The organism is Pelagibacterium lentulum (genome assembly GCF_003992625.1).
In the GTDB taxonomy this organism is placed as follows: domain Bacteria; phylum Pseudomonadota; class Alphaproteobacteria; order Rhizobiales; family Devosiaceae; genus Pelagibacterium; species Pelagibacterium lentulum.
Window position 1 is genome coordinate 394,463 of sequence record NZ_RZMW01000041.1, and the last position, 15,225, is coordinate 409,687.

General features: G+C 58.8%; 10 protein-coding genes. 4 read left to right on the plus strand and 6 right to left on the minus strand.

All coding sequences use genetic code 11. From position 1 onward, the window contains the following. Positions 1–9 precede the first annotated feature (9 nt). Positions 10–924 carry a tRNA pseudouridine(55) synthase TruB gene (gene truB, locus EO133_RS15505; protein WP_127073540.1) on the plus strand — a complete coding sequence of 305 codons (915 nt, stop codon included), beginning with the start codon at positions 10–12 and terminating at the stop codon, positions 922–924. Positions 925–948: 24 nt separating this feature from the next. On the opposite strand, the gene trpS is transcribed toward truB, so the two are convergent. The 6 genes from trpS to EO133_RS15535 form a co-directional block, all read right to left on the minus strand. Continuing rightward, a complete protein-coding gene (gene trpS, locus EO133_RS15510) occupies positions 949–1,980 on the minus strand; it encodes a tryptophan--tRNA ligase (RefSeq protein ID WP_127073541.1) in 1,032 nt (343 codons plus the stop codon). A gap of 64 nt (positions 1,981–2,044) precedes the next feature. Next, positions 2,045–3,607: a murein biosynthesis integral membrane protein MurJ gene (gene murJ, locus EO133_RS15515; protein ID WP_127073542.1), complete on the minus strand. Its 1,563-nt coding sequence runs from the start codon at positions 3,605–3,607 to the stop codon at positions 2,045–2,047. After that, positions 3,604–6,399, minus strand: a complete 2,796-nt coding sequence (locus EO133_RS15520; RefSeq protein ID WP_127073543.1) for a [protein-PII] uridylyltransferase — start codon at positions 6,397–6,399, stop codon at positions 3,604–3,606. Before EO133_RS15520 ends, murJ begins: the two co-directional genes overlap by 4 nt. Beyond that, positions 6,380–9,088 carry a DNA mismatch repair protein MutS gene (gene mutS, locus EO133_RS15525; protein WP_248298009.1) on the minus strand — a complete coding sequence of 903 codons (2,709 nt, stop codon included), beginning with the start codon at positions 9,086–9,088 and terminating at the stop codon, positions 6,380–6,382. The genes EO133_RS15520 and mutS overlap by 20 nt, the downstream gene beginning before the upstream one ends. A gap of 108 nt (positions 9,089–9,196) precedes the next feature. Continuing rightward, positions 9,197–10,063, minus strand: coding sequence for a GNAT family N-acetyltransferase (locus EO133_RS15530; protein ID WP_164735039.1), 867 nt, complete (start codon positions 10,061–10,063; stop codon positions 9,197–9,199). 108 nt (positions 10,064–10,171) lie between these two features. After that, positions 10,172–11,182 (minus strand): aldose epimerase family protein, encoded by a 1,011-nt coding sequence (locus EO133_RS15535; RefSeq protein WP_127073545.1) that lies wholly within the window; start codon positions 11,180–11,182, stop codon positions 10,172–10,174. A gap of 100 nt (positions 11,183–11,282) precedes the next feature. On the opposite strand from EO133_RS15535, the gene EO133_RS15540 reads away from it, so the two are divergent. The 3 genes from EO133_RS15540 to xylA all read left to right on the plus strand — a co-directional run bounded on the left by EO133_RS15540 (position 11,283) and on the right by xylA (position 15,196). Beyond that, on the plus strand, positions 11,283–12,320 hold the full coding sequence (locus tag EO133_RS15540; RefSeq protein ID WP_164735040.1) for a LacI family DNA-binding transcriptional regulator: 1,038 nt from the start codon (positions 11,283–11,285) through the stop codon (positions 12,318–12,320). A gap of 108 nt (positions 12,321–12,428) precedes the next feature. Beyond that, positions 12,429–13,892 carry a xylulokinase gene (gene xylB / locus EO133_RS15545; RefSeq protein ID WP_127073547.1) on the plus strand — a complete coding sequence of 488 codons (1,464 nt, stop codon included), beginning with the start codon at positions 12,429–12,431 and terminating at the stop codon, positions 13,890–13,892. Beyond that, a complete protein-coding gene (gene xylA, locus EO133_RS15550; RefSeq protein WP_127073548.1) occupies positions 13,889–15,196 on the plus strand; it encodes a xylose isomerase in 1,308 nt (435 codons plus the stop codon). Before xylB ends, xylA begins: the two co-directional genes overlap by 4 nt. The last annotated feature ends 29 nt before the right edge of the window (positions 15,197–15,225 follow it).

Sequence of the window (15,225 nt, forward strand, 5' to 3'; positions counted from 1 at the left end):
CATTTGGCTTTGAACGACGCTCCGAAAAAGCGCGAAAAGCGCAATCTTTCCGGCTGGCTGGTTTTTACCAAGCCCTATGACATGAGCTCGACCGAAGCTGTGGGCAAATTGCGCTGGCTCTATGGCGCAAAAAAGGGCGGACATGCGGGAACGCTTGATCCGCTGGCCACCGGTATCCTGCCGATAGCTTTTGGCGAAGCGACAAAGACGGTGCCCTATATTCAGGACGGAACCAAGGTTTACCAGTTCGATATTGTCTGGGGCAGTCAGACCAGCACCGACGATATCGAAGGGGAGGTGATCGCCACATCCGATATGCGACCTTCGCTCGGGCAGCTCGAAGCCGCTCTGCCCGCGTTTACCGGCACCATCACCCAGATTCCGCCCGCCTTTTCGGCCATCAAGATCAAGGGCGAGCGGGCCTACGATCTGGCGCGGGCTGGCGAAAAACTCGATATGCCTGCACGCGAGGTCACAATCGATGCGATTGAAGTCCTCTCTCACTCGCTCGAGCGTTCGCGGCTCTCGGTCACCTGCGCCAAGGGCACATATGTCCGGGCGCTGGCCCGCGATATTGCCGAGATGCTCGGCACGAAGGGGCATGTGGGAGCCTTGCACCGCGCGCAGGTCGGCCCGTTTGGCGACAGCGATGCGATCAGCCTTGAGATGGTCGAGGCGGCGTCGGAAAGCGAGCGCGACGCGATGCTGCTGGCGCCAAGTGCCGGCTTACAGGACCTCGAAGAAGTCCGGGTCGATGCCAATCAGGCCACGATCATACGGCGGGGCAATCCAGTGCTTTTAACCGGCCGGGATGCCCCGGTTGCGCTCGACGAGGCCTGGGCCAGCCACAGAGGCGAGGCTGTGGCTATTGGCTATGTGGAAAACGGGCAGTTCAAACCCAGCCGGGTGATCCTGCCCTCATAAGACGACCGGCTGAGCTATATAGATTTAGCGGATAAAGCCCACAATATCGCGCACTTCGAGCATGGTTTTCTCGGCCAGGATCGAGGCCCGTTCCGCGCCATCGCGCAAAACCGCATCAATGGTTTGTGGATCGTCGATCAGGCGGCGCATTTCATCGGCTATGGGCGCAAGCACCTCGACCGCCAGATCGGCAAGTGCGGGCTTGAACGTTCCCCAGCCTGCACCAGCGAACTGGTTGAGCACGTCCTGTTTGCTGGCATCGGTAAGCGCCGCGTAAATCCCGACGAGATTGTCCGCTTCGGCACGGCCCTTGAGGCCTTCGACGTCCGAAGGCAGGGGTTCGGGATCGGTGGTGGCTTTCTTGATTTTCTTGGAAATCTTGTCAGCATCGTCGAGCAGGGAAATGCGCGAGGCGTCCGATGGATCGGATTTGCTCATTTTCTTTGTGCCGTCACGCAGGCTCATGATGCGGGTTGCCGGCCCGGCGATAAGCGGTTCGGTAATCGGGAAGAATTCGGGATCGAACCCGTTTGCGGCAATGGAGGCCGCATAATCATTGTTGAACTTCTGGGCTATGTCGCGGGTCAGTTCGAGATGCTGTTTCTGGTCGTCGCCCACCGGCACCGAGCCAGCCTTATAGAGCAGGATGTCGGCGGCCATAAGCGAGGGATAGGCCAGCAACCCCAGCGAAACATTCTCCGAATTTTTCCCGGCCTTGTCCTTGAACTGGGTCATCCGGTTCATCCAGCCGATGCGCGCAACGCAGTTGAACACCCAGGCAAGTTCGGCGTGCTGGACGACCTGGGACTGGTTGAAAACGATATGAGCCTTGGGATCGATCCCGGCTGCAATGAAGGCGGCCGCCACTTCGCGGGTCGCACGGCGCAATTCGTCCGGGTCCTGCCAGACCGTGATTGCATGCATGTCGACGACGCAATAAAGGCACTCGTGGCTGTCCTGAAGCGGTACAAAGCGGCGGATCGCTCCAAGATAATTGCCCAGATGCAGGTCACCCGAAGGCTGAATACCGGAGAAGACGCGATTATTGGCAGGCATGTCGGATCGTCCAAGAGTCTTTTGTGAAGGGTCGTATGGGTTGGTCAGCAAGCGGTTTAGCCGTTCAGCCCCGCCGCCGCAAGCGCGAGAGCAAAACATCCATAGGCTGGACACGGCTGAAATGGACAAGAGCGAAGTACAGAACCAGCCCGCCCGCGATCAGAACACCAAGTGCGCCGATCCTGACAAGCGTATTGGTGCCGGTCTCCAAAAAGGGTTCAAGCCCGGCTGCGGCAAACCAGAGCGCAAACGCCATCGCCAGCGCTATAAACAGGATCATGGCGTGGCGCCGTATCTGGTCGGCGGGCAGGGAAAAATGACCGCGGCGCCAGAGAATGGTCATGAGCATCAGCGTATTGACCCAGCTCGACACTGTTGTCGCGATCGCGATGCCCACATGGGCAAGAAAGGGAAACAGTGCCAGTGCAATAGCAATATTGACCGCCACGGAAATCCCGGCCAGAACCGTTGGCGTCAGCGTATCCTCGCGCGCGAAAAAGCCCGGCTGGAAAACCTTGATCAGCACAAAGGCGGGCAGCCCGAAGGCAAAAGCGACCAGCGCATCGGCGGTTGCGCGGGTTGCTACCGCATCGAATGCCCCGCGCTCAAACAGAATGGAGATGATGGGGTAAGAAAGCGCCGCAAGCGCAGTCGCTGCGGGCAGACTGAGTAGCATGGAAATCAACAGCGAATTGTCCTGAGCCCGCTTGGCTTCCAACTCGCGCCCGCCTTTCAGGTGTCTCGAAAGCTCGGGCAAGAGCACGACCGAGATTGCAATGCCGATGATCCCAAGCGGCAATTGATAGAGCCGGTCGGCGTAATAGAGATAGGAAATTGCGCTTTCGGCCTGACTGGCAATGATCGTCCCGACAAAAATATTGATCTGGGTGATCCCGCCCGCAAGAATTGCCGGAACCGCCAGAAGCCAGAAGCGCTGTACGTCCTTATCGACCCGCGGCCAGCGGAATCTTGGCAGAAAACCGGTTTTCTTCACCGCCCAGAGCACGAGTGCCAGTTGCACAATGCCTCCGGCCATGACCCCGATCGTTACCCAGACAGCATCGAAGGTGGGGCTGTTGTGCTGGTAAAGGATCAACCCGATCAGAACGATAATCGTTGCGATATTGAGAAGTACCGGCGCAAAGGCGGCGGCAAAGAATCGGCCCAGCCCGTTCAATATGCCGCCATAGGCTGCCATCAGGCTCATGCAGGCAAGATAGGGGAAACAAATCCGGGTCAGAAGGACCGTTAGCTCGAACTTTTCGGGATCATCGAGAAAGCCCGGAACGAAGGGAACGAGAATTTGTTCCATGAAGATTTCGGCAAGGATGGTGACGATCACCAGAACCACGATCAGCCATGAAATGATCCGCCCGGCCAGACCGCGCGCCGCTTCTTCGCCGTCCTGTTCGAGCGCCTTGGCAAAAAGCGGCACAAAGGCGGTGTTGAACGCGCCTTCGGCAAAAAGCCTGCGAAAAAGGTTGGGAAAACGGAAAGCTGCAAAAAAAGCGTCGGCGGCCGGTCCCGCGCCAAGGACGCCCGCCATCATCATGTCGCGGATAAAGCCGAAAATCCGGCTCAAAAGCGTCAGCGCGGAAACCGAGAAAAAGTTCCTGTAAAGGCTCACGCAGATGCTTTCTGCTTTTCGTCCGGCTCGAACACCGCTTCGAGCGCATCGCGGATGCGCTTTTGGCGGCTCTTGGATTCGATCTTTCCGCCCATGAGATCGGTCACATAAAAGACGTCCACCGCCTTTTCGCCATAGGTGCCGATATGGGCAGAGCCAATGGTGAGGTTGAGATCGGAAATGGCGCGGGTGAGATGAAAGAGCAGGCCGGTTCGATCGAGCCCGGAAATCTCGATCACGGTGAACTTGTCGGAAAGCGCATTGGAAATGAAGATTTCGGTGGGCACCGAAAAAGGTTTCAAACGCCGGTTATAGCGCGAATCGTGGCCCAGATCGGCAGGCAGATATTTCCTGCCTTCCAAAAGCGCCTTGACCGTTTCGGTGATGCGGGCGGCGCGCAGCTTTTCGTCCTCATCGGTCTTGAAGCTGCGGCGCAGCCGGAACGTATCGAGCGCGTGCCCGTCGCGCGTATTGAAAATCTGCGCTCCGATAATCGAGGCATCCGCCATGGTGCAGGCCCCGGCAATAAGGGACAGGAGCCGGGGATGATCGGGGGTGTAGAAACTGACTTCGGTAATGCCTTCAAAGGCCTTGATGGCAGTGGAACCTGCAAAAACATCCCCGGAGCCTTCAATCTTTTCGATCATACGCGCATGGGCCAGTTGCAATTCAGGCTCGGCCCGCAGCCAGTAATTGGGATAATGGCGGTCGATATAGGCATCGATCCGGTCCCTGGGCCAGCCTTTGAGGGCCGCGCCCAGCTCCTCTTGCGCCTCGGCTATCCGGTCGCGTTGGGAGACCTGGGAATGGCCGCCCGAAAGAAGCGGCTCGGTTGCATAGTAAAGCGCCCGCAGGAGCGAGCCTTTCCAGCCTGTCCAGACGCCGGGACCGACCGCGCGGATGTCGCAGGCAGTCAGGATCATCAAAAGCGCGAGCCGTTGCGGGCTTTGAACGACGGCCGCAAAGTTGCGCGCGGTTTCGGGATCCTGAATATCGCGGCTCTGGGCAATTTCGCTCATCAGCAGATGATAGCGCACGAGCCAGGCAACGGTTTCGGTTTCGGCGGCTGAAAGGCCGAGACGCGGACAGAATTTCCGCGCGACCTGCTCGCCTGCCTCGGAATGGTCTTCGGGCCGCCCCTTGGCGATGTCGTGAAGGAAAAGCGCGATATAGAGCAGCCGCACATCGGCGAGATGGGGCAAAAGCTCATGGGTCAGGGGCAATTCGTCCTTCAGACCCCCATTGGCGATTTGCGCCATCACGCCCACCGAGCGGATCAGGTGCTCGTCGACCGTATAGTGGTGATACATGTTGAACTGCATCAGCGCGACGATCTTGCCGAATTCAGGTACGAACTTGCCGAGAACGCCGGCCTCGTTCATCCAGCGCAGCACGCGCTCGACATAAGTGGGAGTCGTCAGAATCTCGAGAAAATAGGCATTGGCTTGCGGATCGGCGCGCAAGTTCTTGTCGATCAGCCGGATCGAGCGGGTAATCTGCTTGAGCGCATCGGGATGAAACATGACCCCTTCGCGGCCCGCGACAAGGAAAATCTTTATGAGATTGACCGGGTCTTTTTCAAAAACGTCCGGGGCGCTGGTCGTAATGCGGCCATGCTCGAGGATGAAATCGGACTCCTCCTTAATAGCTCGGCGCGCCTTGCGGAAGCTGGCAAAGACCCGGCCGAACGTATCGACCTTCTTGGCATGAGCAAATTCAAGCGAGGTGCAGAAAATGCGGGTGAGATCGCCTACGTCCTTGGCCACAAGGAAGTAGCGCTTCATGAAGCGCTCTACCCCGAGCATTCCGGCCCTGTTGGCGTATCCCAACCGCTCGGCCATTTCCTGCTGAACTTCAAAGGTCAGCCGGTCGTCCGCGCGCCCGACAAGGAAATGCAGGTTGCAGCGCACGGCCCATAAAAAATCTTCCGCGCGCTGAAACGCCCGGAATTCCTGGCGGGAAAAGACGCCTTTTTCGATAAGTTCATCGGAGGTTTGCACGCGGTAGAAATATTTGCCGATCCAATAGAGCGTATTGAGATCGCGCAATCCGCCCTTGCCGTCCTTGATGTTGGGCTCGACCACATAACGGGTATTGCCCTGCGCGTCGTGGCGGGCGTCGCGTTCGGCCATCTTGGCGGCGATGAATTCCGGCCCGGTCGATGCTACGATATCGGCCTCGAACCGGGTGCGCATCTGATCGAACAAGCGCTGGTCCCCGACGAGAAACCGGGATTCGAGCGTGGCGGTGCGGATTGTCATGTCCGATTTGGCCATACGGATGGAATCGTCGACCGAACGCACCGCATGACCAACTTTCTGGCCCAGATCCCACAGAATGTAGAGCACGAATTCGGTGACTGATTCCCCCCAGGGGGTCTGCTTGTAGGGCAGGATGAACAAAAGATCGATATCGGAGCCGGGCGCCAGCGTGCCCCGGCCATAGCCACCTACAGCCGCAATCGCCAGCGCTTCGGCTTCCGATGGGTTCTCGCGTGGGAAAACATAGCGTGTTGCCCATAGATGAACCGCCTGAATGATCGTGTCTTCGGCAGCGCAAAGAGCCTCGGCACAGCGCGTGCCCTTATGGGTTGCAATCAATTCGGCTTCAGCGGCCTTGCGGGCGGCTTTAAGGGCCGCTCGTACGCGATCGAGCAGAATGGCGCGCGCTTCCGGGCTTTCCGGCTTTTTGCCGTCTAGCGCTTCAAAAACCTCCTCAACGAGCCCAACGGCGCTTAACCCGCGCTGGATGCTGCGTTTTTTTGTCGGCAATTCAGCTTGCGCTGTCGGCATTGGCGGCCTTTTTCAAAGCGTAAATCCACTCAAGCGCCTCGCGAGGGGTCATATCGTCGGGACGCACGGCGTCAACCATATCATCGATTGGGTTAGCACGAAGTTGAGGCGCGGCAGGGGTGTGGGCGAAAAGCGGCAGATCGTCAAGCACCGCCCCCTTTGTGCCATGGCCGCTCTTTTCGAGCAGGTCGAGCACCTGACGCGCCCGATCAAGCACTGGCGCAGGCAGCCCTGCCAGCCGGGCCACCTGAATACCATAGGAACGGTCGGCCGCCCCAGGGCCGACTTCATGGAGAAAAATCACATCGCCTTTATATTCCCGCACCTTCATAGTGTGATTGGACACTCGGGCCAGACTTTGACTGAGCGCGGTCAATTCGTGGTAATGGGTGGCAAAAAGCGCCCGGCAGCCTGTGGTTTCATGCAGGGCCTCGACACAGGCCCAGGCAATGGAAAGCCCGTCAAATGTTGCGGTGCCGCGTCCGATTTCATCGAGGATCACAAGTGAACGCCGCGTGGCGCGTTCGAGAATGGCAGCGGTTTCCACCATTTCGACCATGAAGGTCGAGCGGCCTTGCGCAATATCGTCCGATGCCCCGACGCGGGAGAATACCCGGTCGATCACCCCGATATGGGCCGCGCTTGCAGGGACAAACGAGCCCATTTGCGCAAGGATCGCAATCAGTGCGTTCTGGCGCAGAAAGGTCGACTTACCGCCCATATTGGGACCAGTGATGAGCCAAAGCTGGCCGCCGCCATTTTCAGGGGGCGGTGAAAGATCGCAATCATTGGCGACAAAGCTGGCGCCTTGATCGGACAGCATGGTTTCAACCACCGGATGGCGTCCGCCATCGATTTCAAAAGCCAGGCCGTCATCGATCCGCGGACGGCAGAAATTGCGTTCGGCAGCAAGGTGGGCGAGCGCGCAATAAAGATCGAGTTCGGCCAGCCCATCGGCTGCCTTTTGCAAAGGCTCTGCCGCATCGAGCACTTTTTGGCGCAAAAGCGCGAACACCGCCAGTTCGATTTCGGTTGCAACATCGTTGGCCCGCGCAATCTTGCCTTCAAGATCGGCAAGCTCTCCGGTCGTAAACCGCATGGCATTGGCCAGGGTCTGGCGGTGAATGAAAACCTGCTTGTGGGGTTCTTCCAAAAGCGTGGCGCCATGGGCCGCTGGCACCTCGACGAAAAAGCCCAGCACATTGTTGTGCTTGATCTTGAGCGCGCGCACGCCAGTCGCCTCGATCAGATCGGCCTGCAATTGCGCAATCACCTTGCGGCTTTCGCTGCCAAGCTGCCGCTGGGTGTCGAGTTCTGTGTCATAGCCTTCGCGCACGAACCCGCCATCGCGGATCAAAAGCGGCACCTCATCGCGCAATGCGGTTTCCAGCAGTTGCGCGAGATCGGCAGGAGAGGCGGCAAGTTCACCAGCAAGGTTCTGGAGATTGGGCGGCAAAAGCGCTATTTTTTCAAGTTCTCCGGCCAGTTGATGGGCGCAGGCCACCGCTTTGCCAATGGCCAGAAGATCGCGCGGGCCACCCCGTTCAAGCGAAAGCCGCGTCAACGCGCGCGCCAGATCGGGGGTTGATTTGAGTCCCGCGCGCAAAATCGTGCGCTCAAGGGAATGATCGAGAAGCGCGCTAACCGCATCGAGCCTGTCGTTGATCGCCCCTGCATCGACAAGCGGGGCGGCAAGCCTGTGGGTCAGAAGCCTTGCGCCGGGGGCGGTGACGGTCATATCGATGGTGTGGCGCAGCGCACCTTTGGTTTCACCCCTGTTGGTGGTCAGCAGTTCAAGCGAATGGCGGGTCGCCAGATCGATCCGCATATGGGCGGAGGTCGTCTCAACTTCAGGCGCCCGCAAGAATACGCCCGCAGCTTTCTGGGTTTCCCCGATATAGCCGATCAGGGCGCCAAGGGCTGCACGGGCCGGACGGGAAAAGGCGGTTGGATCGACCGAGCCATCGGCGAAGGTTTCGCGCAAGGCTTGAGCACCCATCTCGGAGTCGAAATGTTCGCCATCGCGCAGGGTTGCGCGCGATTTCAGGTTCGGCGGCAATCGATGGGTCTGGTTGAGCTGATCGAGCGTTTGCCCGGTCAGGATCAATTCGGCCGGATCGATACGGGCAAGTTCATCGGCAAGCGCTTCAGCCTTGATATCGGCTGACCTGAGTTCGCCGGTCGAAATATCGGCCCAGGCAAGCGCATATTCGTTCTCCCCATGCCGCAGAACTGCAAGGCTGGCGAGGAAATTGTTCGCACCCTTGGGCAAGAGATCGTCTTCGGTCAACGTGCCGGGTGTTACCAGCCGTACGACATCACGTTTGACCACCGATTTCGAGCCGCGCTTTTTCGCTTCGGCGGGGTCTTCCACCTGCTCGCACACCGCAACCCTGTGGCCCAGCGCAATGAGCTTTTTGAGATAATCCTGCGCGGCGTGAACCGGCACGCCGCACATGGGGATATCCTGATCGAGATGCTTGCCGCGCTTGGTCAGCGTAATGCCAAGCGCTGCTGCCGCGATTTCGGCATCTTCAAAAAAGAGCTCGTAGAAATCGCCCATGCGGTAAAACAGCAGATAGCCGGGATTGATGCCCTTGATCTCGAAAAACTGCGCCATCATGGGCGTCAGTCCCGCTGGGGCCGGGGCCGGTGCGCTATACTGTTCTTGCTGCGCGGCGTGGGTCATGTTTGGCGCTTACACTCAAACCTTTTGGGATTGCTGGTGAACCGGAGGGTCAGGGGATCAGAAGCTAATCGATATCGATGCCAATTCCAACAGCACCGCAGATAACATTCATGGCTCTTTCACTGCTTGGGCTGAGACAAGGTCGCGCCCCGTCACCGCTATAAAGCGGCGCCGGAACGGGGCCGGGATGGCATTAAGCCGGGTAATGACCATCACATCGGTGGTATCAAAGGCCGTATCCGTGTGCGCGGACCGCCCGAAAATTGCATTGACCTTGAGATAGCCGCGAATCAGCGGCGGCATTGCGCGCAGGGCCGCACGGGTGTCTGCCTTTCGGGGCACGGTTTGGTTCATGGGCATTTCGGTTTCTTTATGCGCGTAAACCTCCCAATCTTTTTGCACAGCAAGATTATGCAGCAGGCCAAGCGACAACCTGTGACGCGCGCCATCGCTGCCTGGAAAGCTCGCCGAGCCGAAAAAGACATCGATCCGGTAAAGACAGGCATAGGCCCAAAGCCCGCACCAAAGGACATCAAGCGTGGATTTGCCACGATGGCTTTTGGCCACGCAGGAGCGGCCAAGCTCGCAAAAGCGCAAATGCGCGTGGCGAGCGAGGAGCGGCGCCACGTCAAAGCCCGATTGGGCATAATGGCCGTTGATTGCCTTTTCGGGGCGCAGCGCCCTATAGGTGCCGACCACCAGAGGCTGCCCGTCAAGCCCGGTCAATGCCTTATCGCAAACGATGATGTGGTCGCATTGAGCGTCGAAGCTGTCGGTTTCAAGCCGGTACTGGTCGAGAACGCCAGTGGGGCGCGCGCCCATTTCCTCGCAGAAAACGCGATAGCGTAATGCCAGCGCCGCCCGTATCTGGGCCGGGCTGGTTGCAAGACGCACCTCAAGCGTGCCGATCCGGGCCAGAATATCTCTGGCCGGAGCGTCAAACGAAACGGATCTAGCCTCTGGCAAAAGGGTCATCGCCCCACCGGTTCTTCGCGCGGCACCGCGCCGATCATGGGCCATTTTCTAAGCAGACGATGCACCAGCGTAAAGCGTATTCGGACTCAAATCGGCGTGGGTTGGCCCCTATTCCAGTTCAAAGGCGCTGAAATGCCGATACGGGCGATCGGGCGTAACCACGATCGACGGGAAATGGGCATGAGCCAGGGCGCCGGGGAACATCTGATCTTCAAGACAAAGCCCGGAATGCTTGCCATATCGCTTGCCGCCAAGTCCGGGCACCGGGCAATCTGTCCACACTCCGTTATAGAGTTGAACGCCGGGCCGGTCGGTAAACAGCTTCAGCGTCAGATCATTCTCTGGGCTTGTGACCTTCGCCACCGGCCTATCGAGATCGCGTCCCGTCTCCAGCGCGAGATTGATGTCATAATCGATTGCCTCGCCGTTTTCATCGCGCAGGGTCCGGGCTTCTCGCAGATCATATTGCGTGCCGGACACCGGCAGCAACGCCCCGGTCGGCAGCAAATTGTCATCGACGGCACTATAGGCCGACGCATCGATTTGCACCTTATGGCCGAGCACATCGTCTGTGGTGCCGAGATTGAAATATTGATGCTGGACGAGGCTCACCGGCGTTGGCCGATCCGGCATGGCGGAGAGTTCGAGCGATAACGTCCGGCCCTCGAGCCGGTAGATGGCTTCAAACGTCACATTGCCGGGAAACCCCATATGGCCGTCCGGTGAAAAATGGCTGAATTTGACACTGTTGGTTGCGCTGTCGGGCTCCATCTCCCAGACTTGGCGGCCCAGTCCCTCGGTCCCGCCATGCAGGCAGGACCCCGCCTCATTGGCCGAAACCGCGTAGGTCTTGCCATCAAGCGTGAATGTGGCGCCCGCAATGCGGTTGGCCACCCGACCGGCGAGCGATCCAAAATGCGGACTGTGGGCGGGGTAAGGGTCAAACGTTTCAAAGCCCAGCACAATCGAGCGCGGGGTGCCAGCGACCGGAACACGCCAATCGCGCACGGTTACGCCCCAGTTGATCAGCGCGACCTTGATGCCATCTTCGCCTTCAAGCCAGGCTTGTTCGACGCTTTTGCCGTCGAACCGTCCGAAGTTTTCGATTTTTATGGCCATGGCTTTTTGCACCTCCCACACATTTCACCAGACTTGACGGATTCGCCGCAAGGCTGCAATGACTATCGTACCTCACTGGCCATATCGAGCGGACCTTTTCATGGATGAGCGCGCAGGACGGGTAACGGTTCACGATCTCGCAAGGGCAGCAGGCGTTTCCCTTGCAACGGTCGATCGCGTTCTCAATGGACGCTCTGGCGTCAGACCCGCAACGGCCGAAAAAGTGGAAATGGCAATCGAAAGGATCGGCTTTCGGCGCGACATGACCGCCTCGATGCTGGCGCGTGGACGCGATTTGCGCGCCCATTTCCTGCTCCCCGACGGCACCAACCAATTCATGGGCAAGCTGGCCGATGCCGCACAGAACCTTGGCCGTTTGGCGCGGGCCGAGCGCGGACTTTTCGAGATCGAGCGCATCAAGGCCATGGATGCAAGGGCGCTTGCCGCCGGGCTCGACGCCATCAATCCCGAGACCGCCGATTGCGTCGTTTTTGTCGCCATCGACAAGCCGGAAATTCATGCCGCCGTTACCCGTGCCCACAAACGGGGCCTGAAACTCATTACCCTTGTTTCCGATCTTCCCGGTTCGGACCGGCAGGCGTTCATCGGCATCGACAATCTTGCGGCCGGGCGCACCGCAGCCTCGCTTATGGGGCGGTTTCTACCGGATGGTGCCAGGGTCGGGCTGGTTGCCGGTTCTCTGGGGCTGATCGATCACAGCCAGCGCATTGCCGGTTTCCGCGAGGTGATCGATGCCGAGTTTCCCAGCCTCCAAATCGCCGGGCCGGTCGAGGGGCAGGACGCCTTCTCGCTCACTTACGAAACGGTGCTCGCCTTTCTCAAAGCCCATCCCGACCTTGGTGGGCTCTATAATGTGGGCGCAGGTAATGCCGGTCTGATCATGGCGGTCAATGAATTGGGCCTTGCGGGCAAATTGCGCGTCATTGCCCATGAATTGACCGGCCCGACACGCGCCGGGCTTGAATCGGGCGCCATCGATCTGGTTCTGGATCAGGACCCGGAGGCCGAATTGCGAGCCGTCTGGACCAGCATCAAGCGGCTGGTTCTGGGCGCCGATGCCGCAGACCCGCCGCATCGTATCGAAATTAAGGTTTTCCTTCGCGACAATTTGCGATAGAGAACGGGATACACAATCCTAAAAATTCGGGTCCCGAAAAAGGGGCGAGCAGTGAGGAGTTTTTGTCGTGGAGCGTTTTGAGGTACGTGCATCATTTCGAGGTGCATTATGACCTATCTCGGTCTTGATATTGGAACATCGGGCGTAAAAGCGCTTCTGATCGACGGGCAAGGTGCGGTCATTGGCGATGCCACGACCACACTCAACGTTTCGCGCCCGAAGTCCGGCTGGTCCGAACAGAACCCGGCGGACTGGTGGCAGGCGGTCACCGATGCGATCGATCTGTTGAAAGGCAAGCACCCAAATGAGGTCGCCGCTATAAAGGGCATCGGGCTCTCGGGCCAGATGCACGGGGCCACGCTGCTCGATGGAAATGACGCAATCATTCGTCCGGCCATTTTGTGGAACGATGTGCGTTCGGACGCCGAATGCCGGGAGCTGGAAGCGGCGTTACCGACATCACGCGAAATTTCGGGCAATATCGCCATGCCTGGCTTTACCGCACCGAAAATCCTCTGGGTCAAAAAGCACGAGCCGGAGAATTTTTCGCGCATCGCCAAGGTCTTGCTGCCGAAAGACTATGTGCGTCTGCTTTTGACCGGGCGCTATGTCTCGGAGATGTCGGACGCTGCCGGAACGCTCTGGCTCGATGTCGCCAAGCGCGACTGGTCTGAGGCGCTTTTGGGCGCAACCGGGCTTGATAAGAGCCATATGCCCGGCCTTGTCGAAGGGTCGGAGGTTTCGGGCACGCTCAAAAAGGAGCTGTGCCAGCGCTGGGGGATCGAAGGCCAACCCGTCGTCGCCGGGGGCGGGGGTGACAATGCCGCCTCAGCTTGCGGGATCGGCGCGATCAATCCGGGGGAAGGCTTTGTCTCGCTTGGCACATCGGGGGTGGTTTTCGTTTCCAACGAAAAATTCTCCCCCAATACCGGTGGCGCAGTGCATGCCTTTTGCCATGCGGTCCCCGATACCTGGCATCAGATGGGCGTATTTTTGTCCGCCACCGACAGCCTGAACTGGCTGGCAAAGTTGCTTGGCGCGGAAGCTGCGGCCCTGACCAGCCAAGTGGCCGAGGGCTTTTCAGGACCGGGGGAAGAGATTTTCCTGCCCTATCTTTCGGGCGAACGCACACCGCATAACAATGCCAAAGCGCGCGGCTCCTTTACCGGGCTATCCCATCTATCGGACGCAAAAACCATGACGCAGGCCGTGATGGAAGGGGTGGCCTTTGCCGTGCGCGACAGCCAGCGCGTGCTGGCCGATGCCGGCACCGACATCAAGACCCTTCTGGCGGTCGGCGGCGGGTCGCGGTCCGAGCTTTGGCTGGAAATGATCGCGACCAATCTGGGCATGGAGATCGCCATACCCCAGGACGGGGATTTCGGTGGCGCCTTTGGCGCGGCCAGGCTTGGGCTGATCGCAGCGACCGGGGCAGAACCCGCCAGCGTCTGCACCATGCCGAAAATCAAGAAAACCATTTCACCACGGGCCGATCTGAAATCGGCCTATGACGAGCAATATGAGCGCTTCCGCGCTCTTTATGGGGCAATCGAGGAGGCCCGCAATCAATGAGTGATTTTTTCAAAGGCATCGACAAGGTTCGCTACGAAGGGCCTGAAAGCACCAATCCGCTGGCCTATCGCTACTACAATCCCGAGGAGATCGTCCTGGGCAAGCGCATGGACGAGCATTTGCGCTTTGCACTGGCCTATTGGCATTCCTTTGCGTGGGAAGGTGGCGACCCGTTCGGCGGCCGCACCTTCGAGCGTCCCTGGTTCGATAGCGAAATGGAAGGCGCCAAACTCAAGGCGGAAGTCGCCTTTGAATTGTTCGAGCTGTTGGGCGTTCCCTATTTCTGCTTCCACGATGCCGATGTGCGCCCGGAAGGGGAAACTTACGCGGAATCGACGAAAAAGCTGAACGCGATTGCCGATATCTTTGAAGAAAAGATGGCCCAGACCGGCACCAAGCTGTTGTGGGGCACGGCCAACCTGTTTTCAAACCGGCGTTTCATGGGCGGCGCAGCCACCAATCCCGATCCGGATGTCTTTGCCTATGCGGCAGCGACCATCAAGGCCAATATGGATGTCACCATGCGGCTCAAGGGTGAAAACTATGTCCTTTGGGGCGGTCGCGAGGGCTATGAAACCCTGCTGAACACCAAGCTCGACAAGGAACTCGACCAGCTTGGCCGTATGCTCTCTCTGGTTGTCGACTATAAGCACAAGATGGGGTTCAAAGGCACGATCCTGCTTGAGCCCAAGCCGCAGGAACCCACAAAGCACCAATACGATTTCGACGTTTCGACCGTTTACGGCTTTTTGAAAAAGTACGGGCTGGAAAACGAGGTCAAGGTCAATATCGAAGTCGGCCATGCCATTCTGGCAGGGCACACATTCGAGCATGAAGTGGCCATGGCGGCAACCCACGGGATTTTGGGGTCTATCGACATGAACCGGAACGATTATCAGTCCGGCTGGGATACCGACCAGTTCCCCAACAATGTGCCCGAAGTCGCACTGGCCTATTATCATATCCTCAAGGCCGGCGGCTTTGCGACGGGCGGCACCAATTTCGATGCCAAGCTCCGGCGCCAGTCGATCGATCCGGTGGACCTGCTTTATGGCCATATCGGCGGCATGGATACCTGCGCGCGCGGTCTCAAGGCCGCGGCAGCGATTATTGAGGATGGCAGCTACGATGCCTTCCTTGAGGACCGTTACGCAGGCTGGAATGATGCGGAAGCCCAAGCCATGCTCAAGGGTGAACGCAGCCTTGAGGACATCACGGCGCGCGTCGAGCGGGACAATATCAACCCGCAGCCCAAATCGGGCCGTCAGGAATATCTGGAAAACCTGATCAACCGCTTCGTCTGATTTCGTCTGACTCGGCCCTCTCATCCTGC

Coding starts and splice junctions, on each gene's coding strand:
- trpS (WP_127073541.1), bottom strand. CDS start 1,980: ATGCCTGCCAATAATCGCGTCTTCTCCGGTATTCAGCCTTCGGGTGAC.
- EO133_RS15535 (WP_127073545.1), bottom strand. CDS start 11,182: ATGGCCATAAAAATCGAAAACTTCGGACGGTTCGACGGCAAAAGCGTC.
- mutS (WP_248298009.1), bottom strand. CDS start 9,088: ATGACCCACGCCGCGCAGCAAGAACAGTATAGCGCACCGGCCCCGGCC.
- EO133_RS15520 (WP_127073543.1), bottom strand. CDS start 6,399: ATGCCGACAGCGCAAGCTGAATTGCCGACAAAAAAACGCAGCATCCAG.
- xylA (WP_127073548.1), top strand. CDS start 13,889: ATGAGTGATTTTTTCAAAGGCATCGACAAGGTTCGCTACGAAGGGCCT.
- EO133_RS15530 (WP_164735039.1), bottom strand. CDS start 10,063: ATGACCCTTTTGCCAGAGGCTAGATCCGTTTCGTTTGACGCTCCGGCC.
- EO133_RS15540 (WP_164735040.1), top strand. CDS start 11,283: ATGGATGAGCGCGCAGGACGGGTAACGGTTCACGATCTCGCAAGGGCA.
- xylB (WP_127073547.1), top strand. CDS start 12,429: ATGACCTATCTCGGTCTTGATATTGGAACATCGGGCGTAAAAGCGCTT.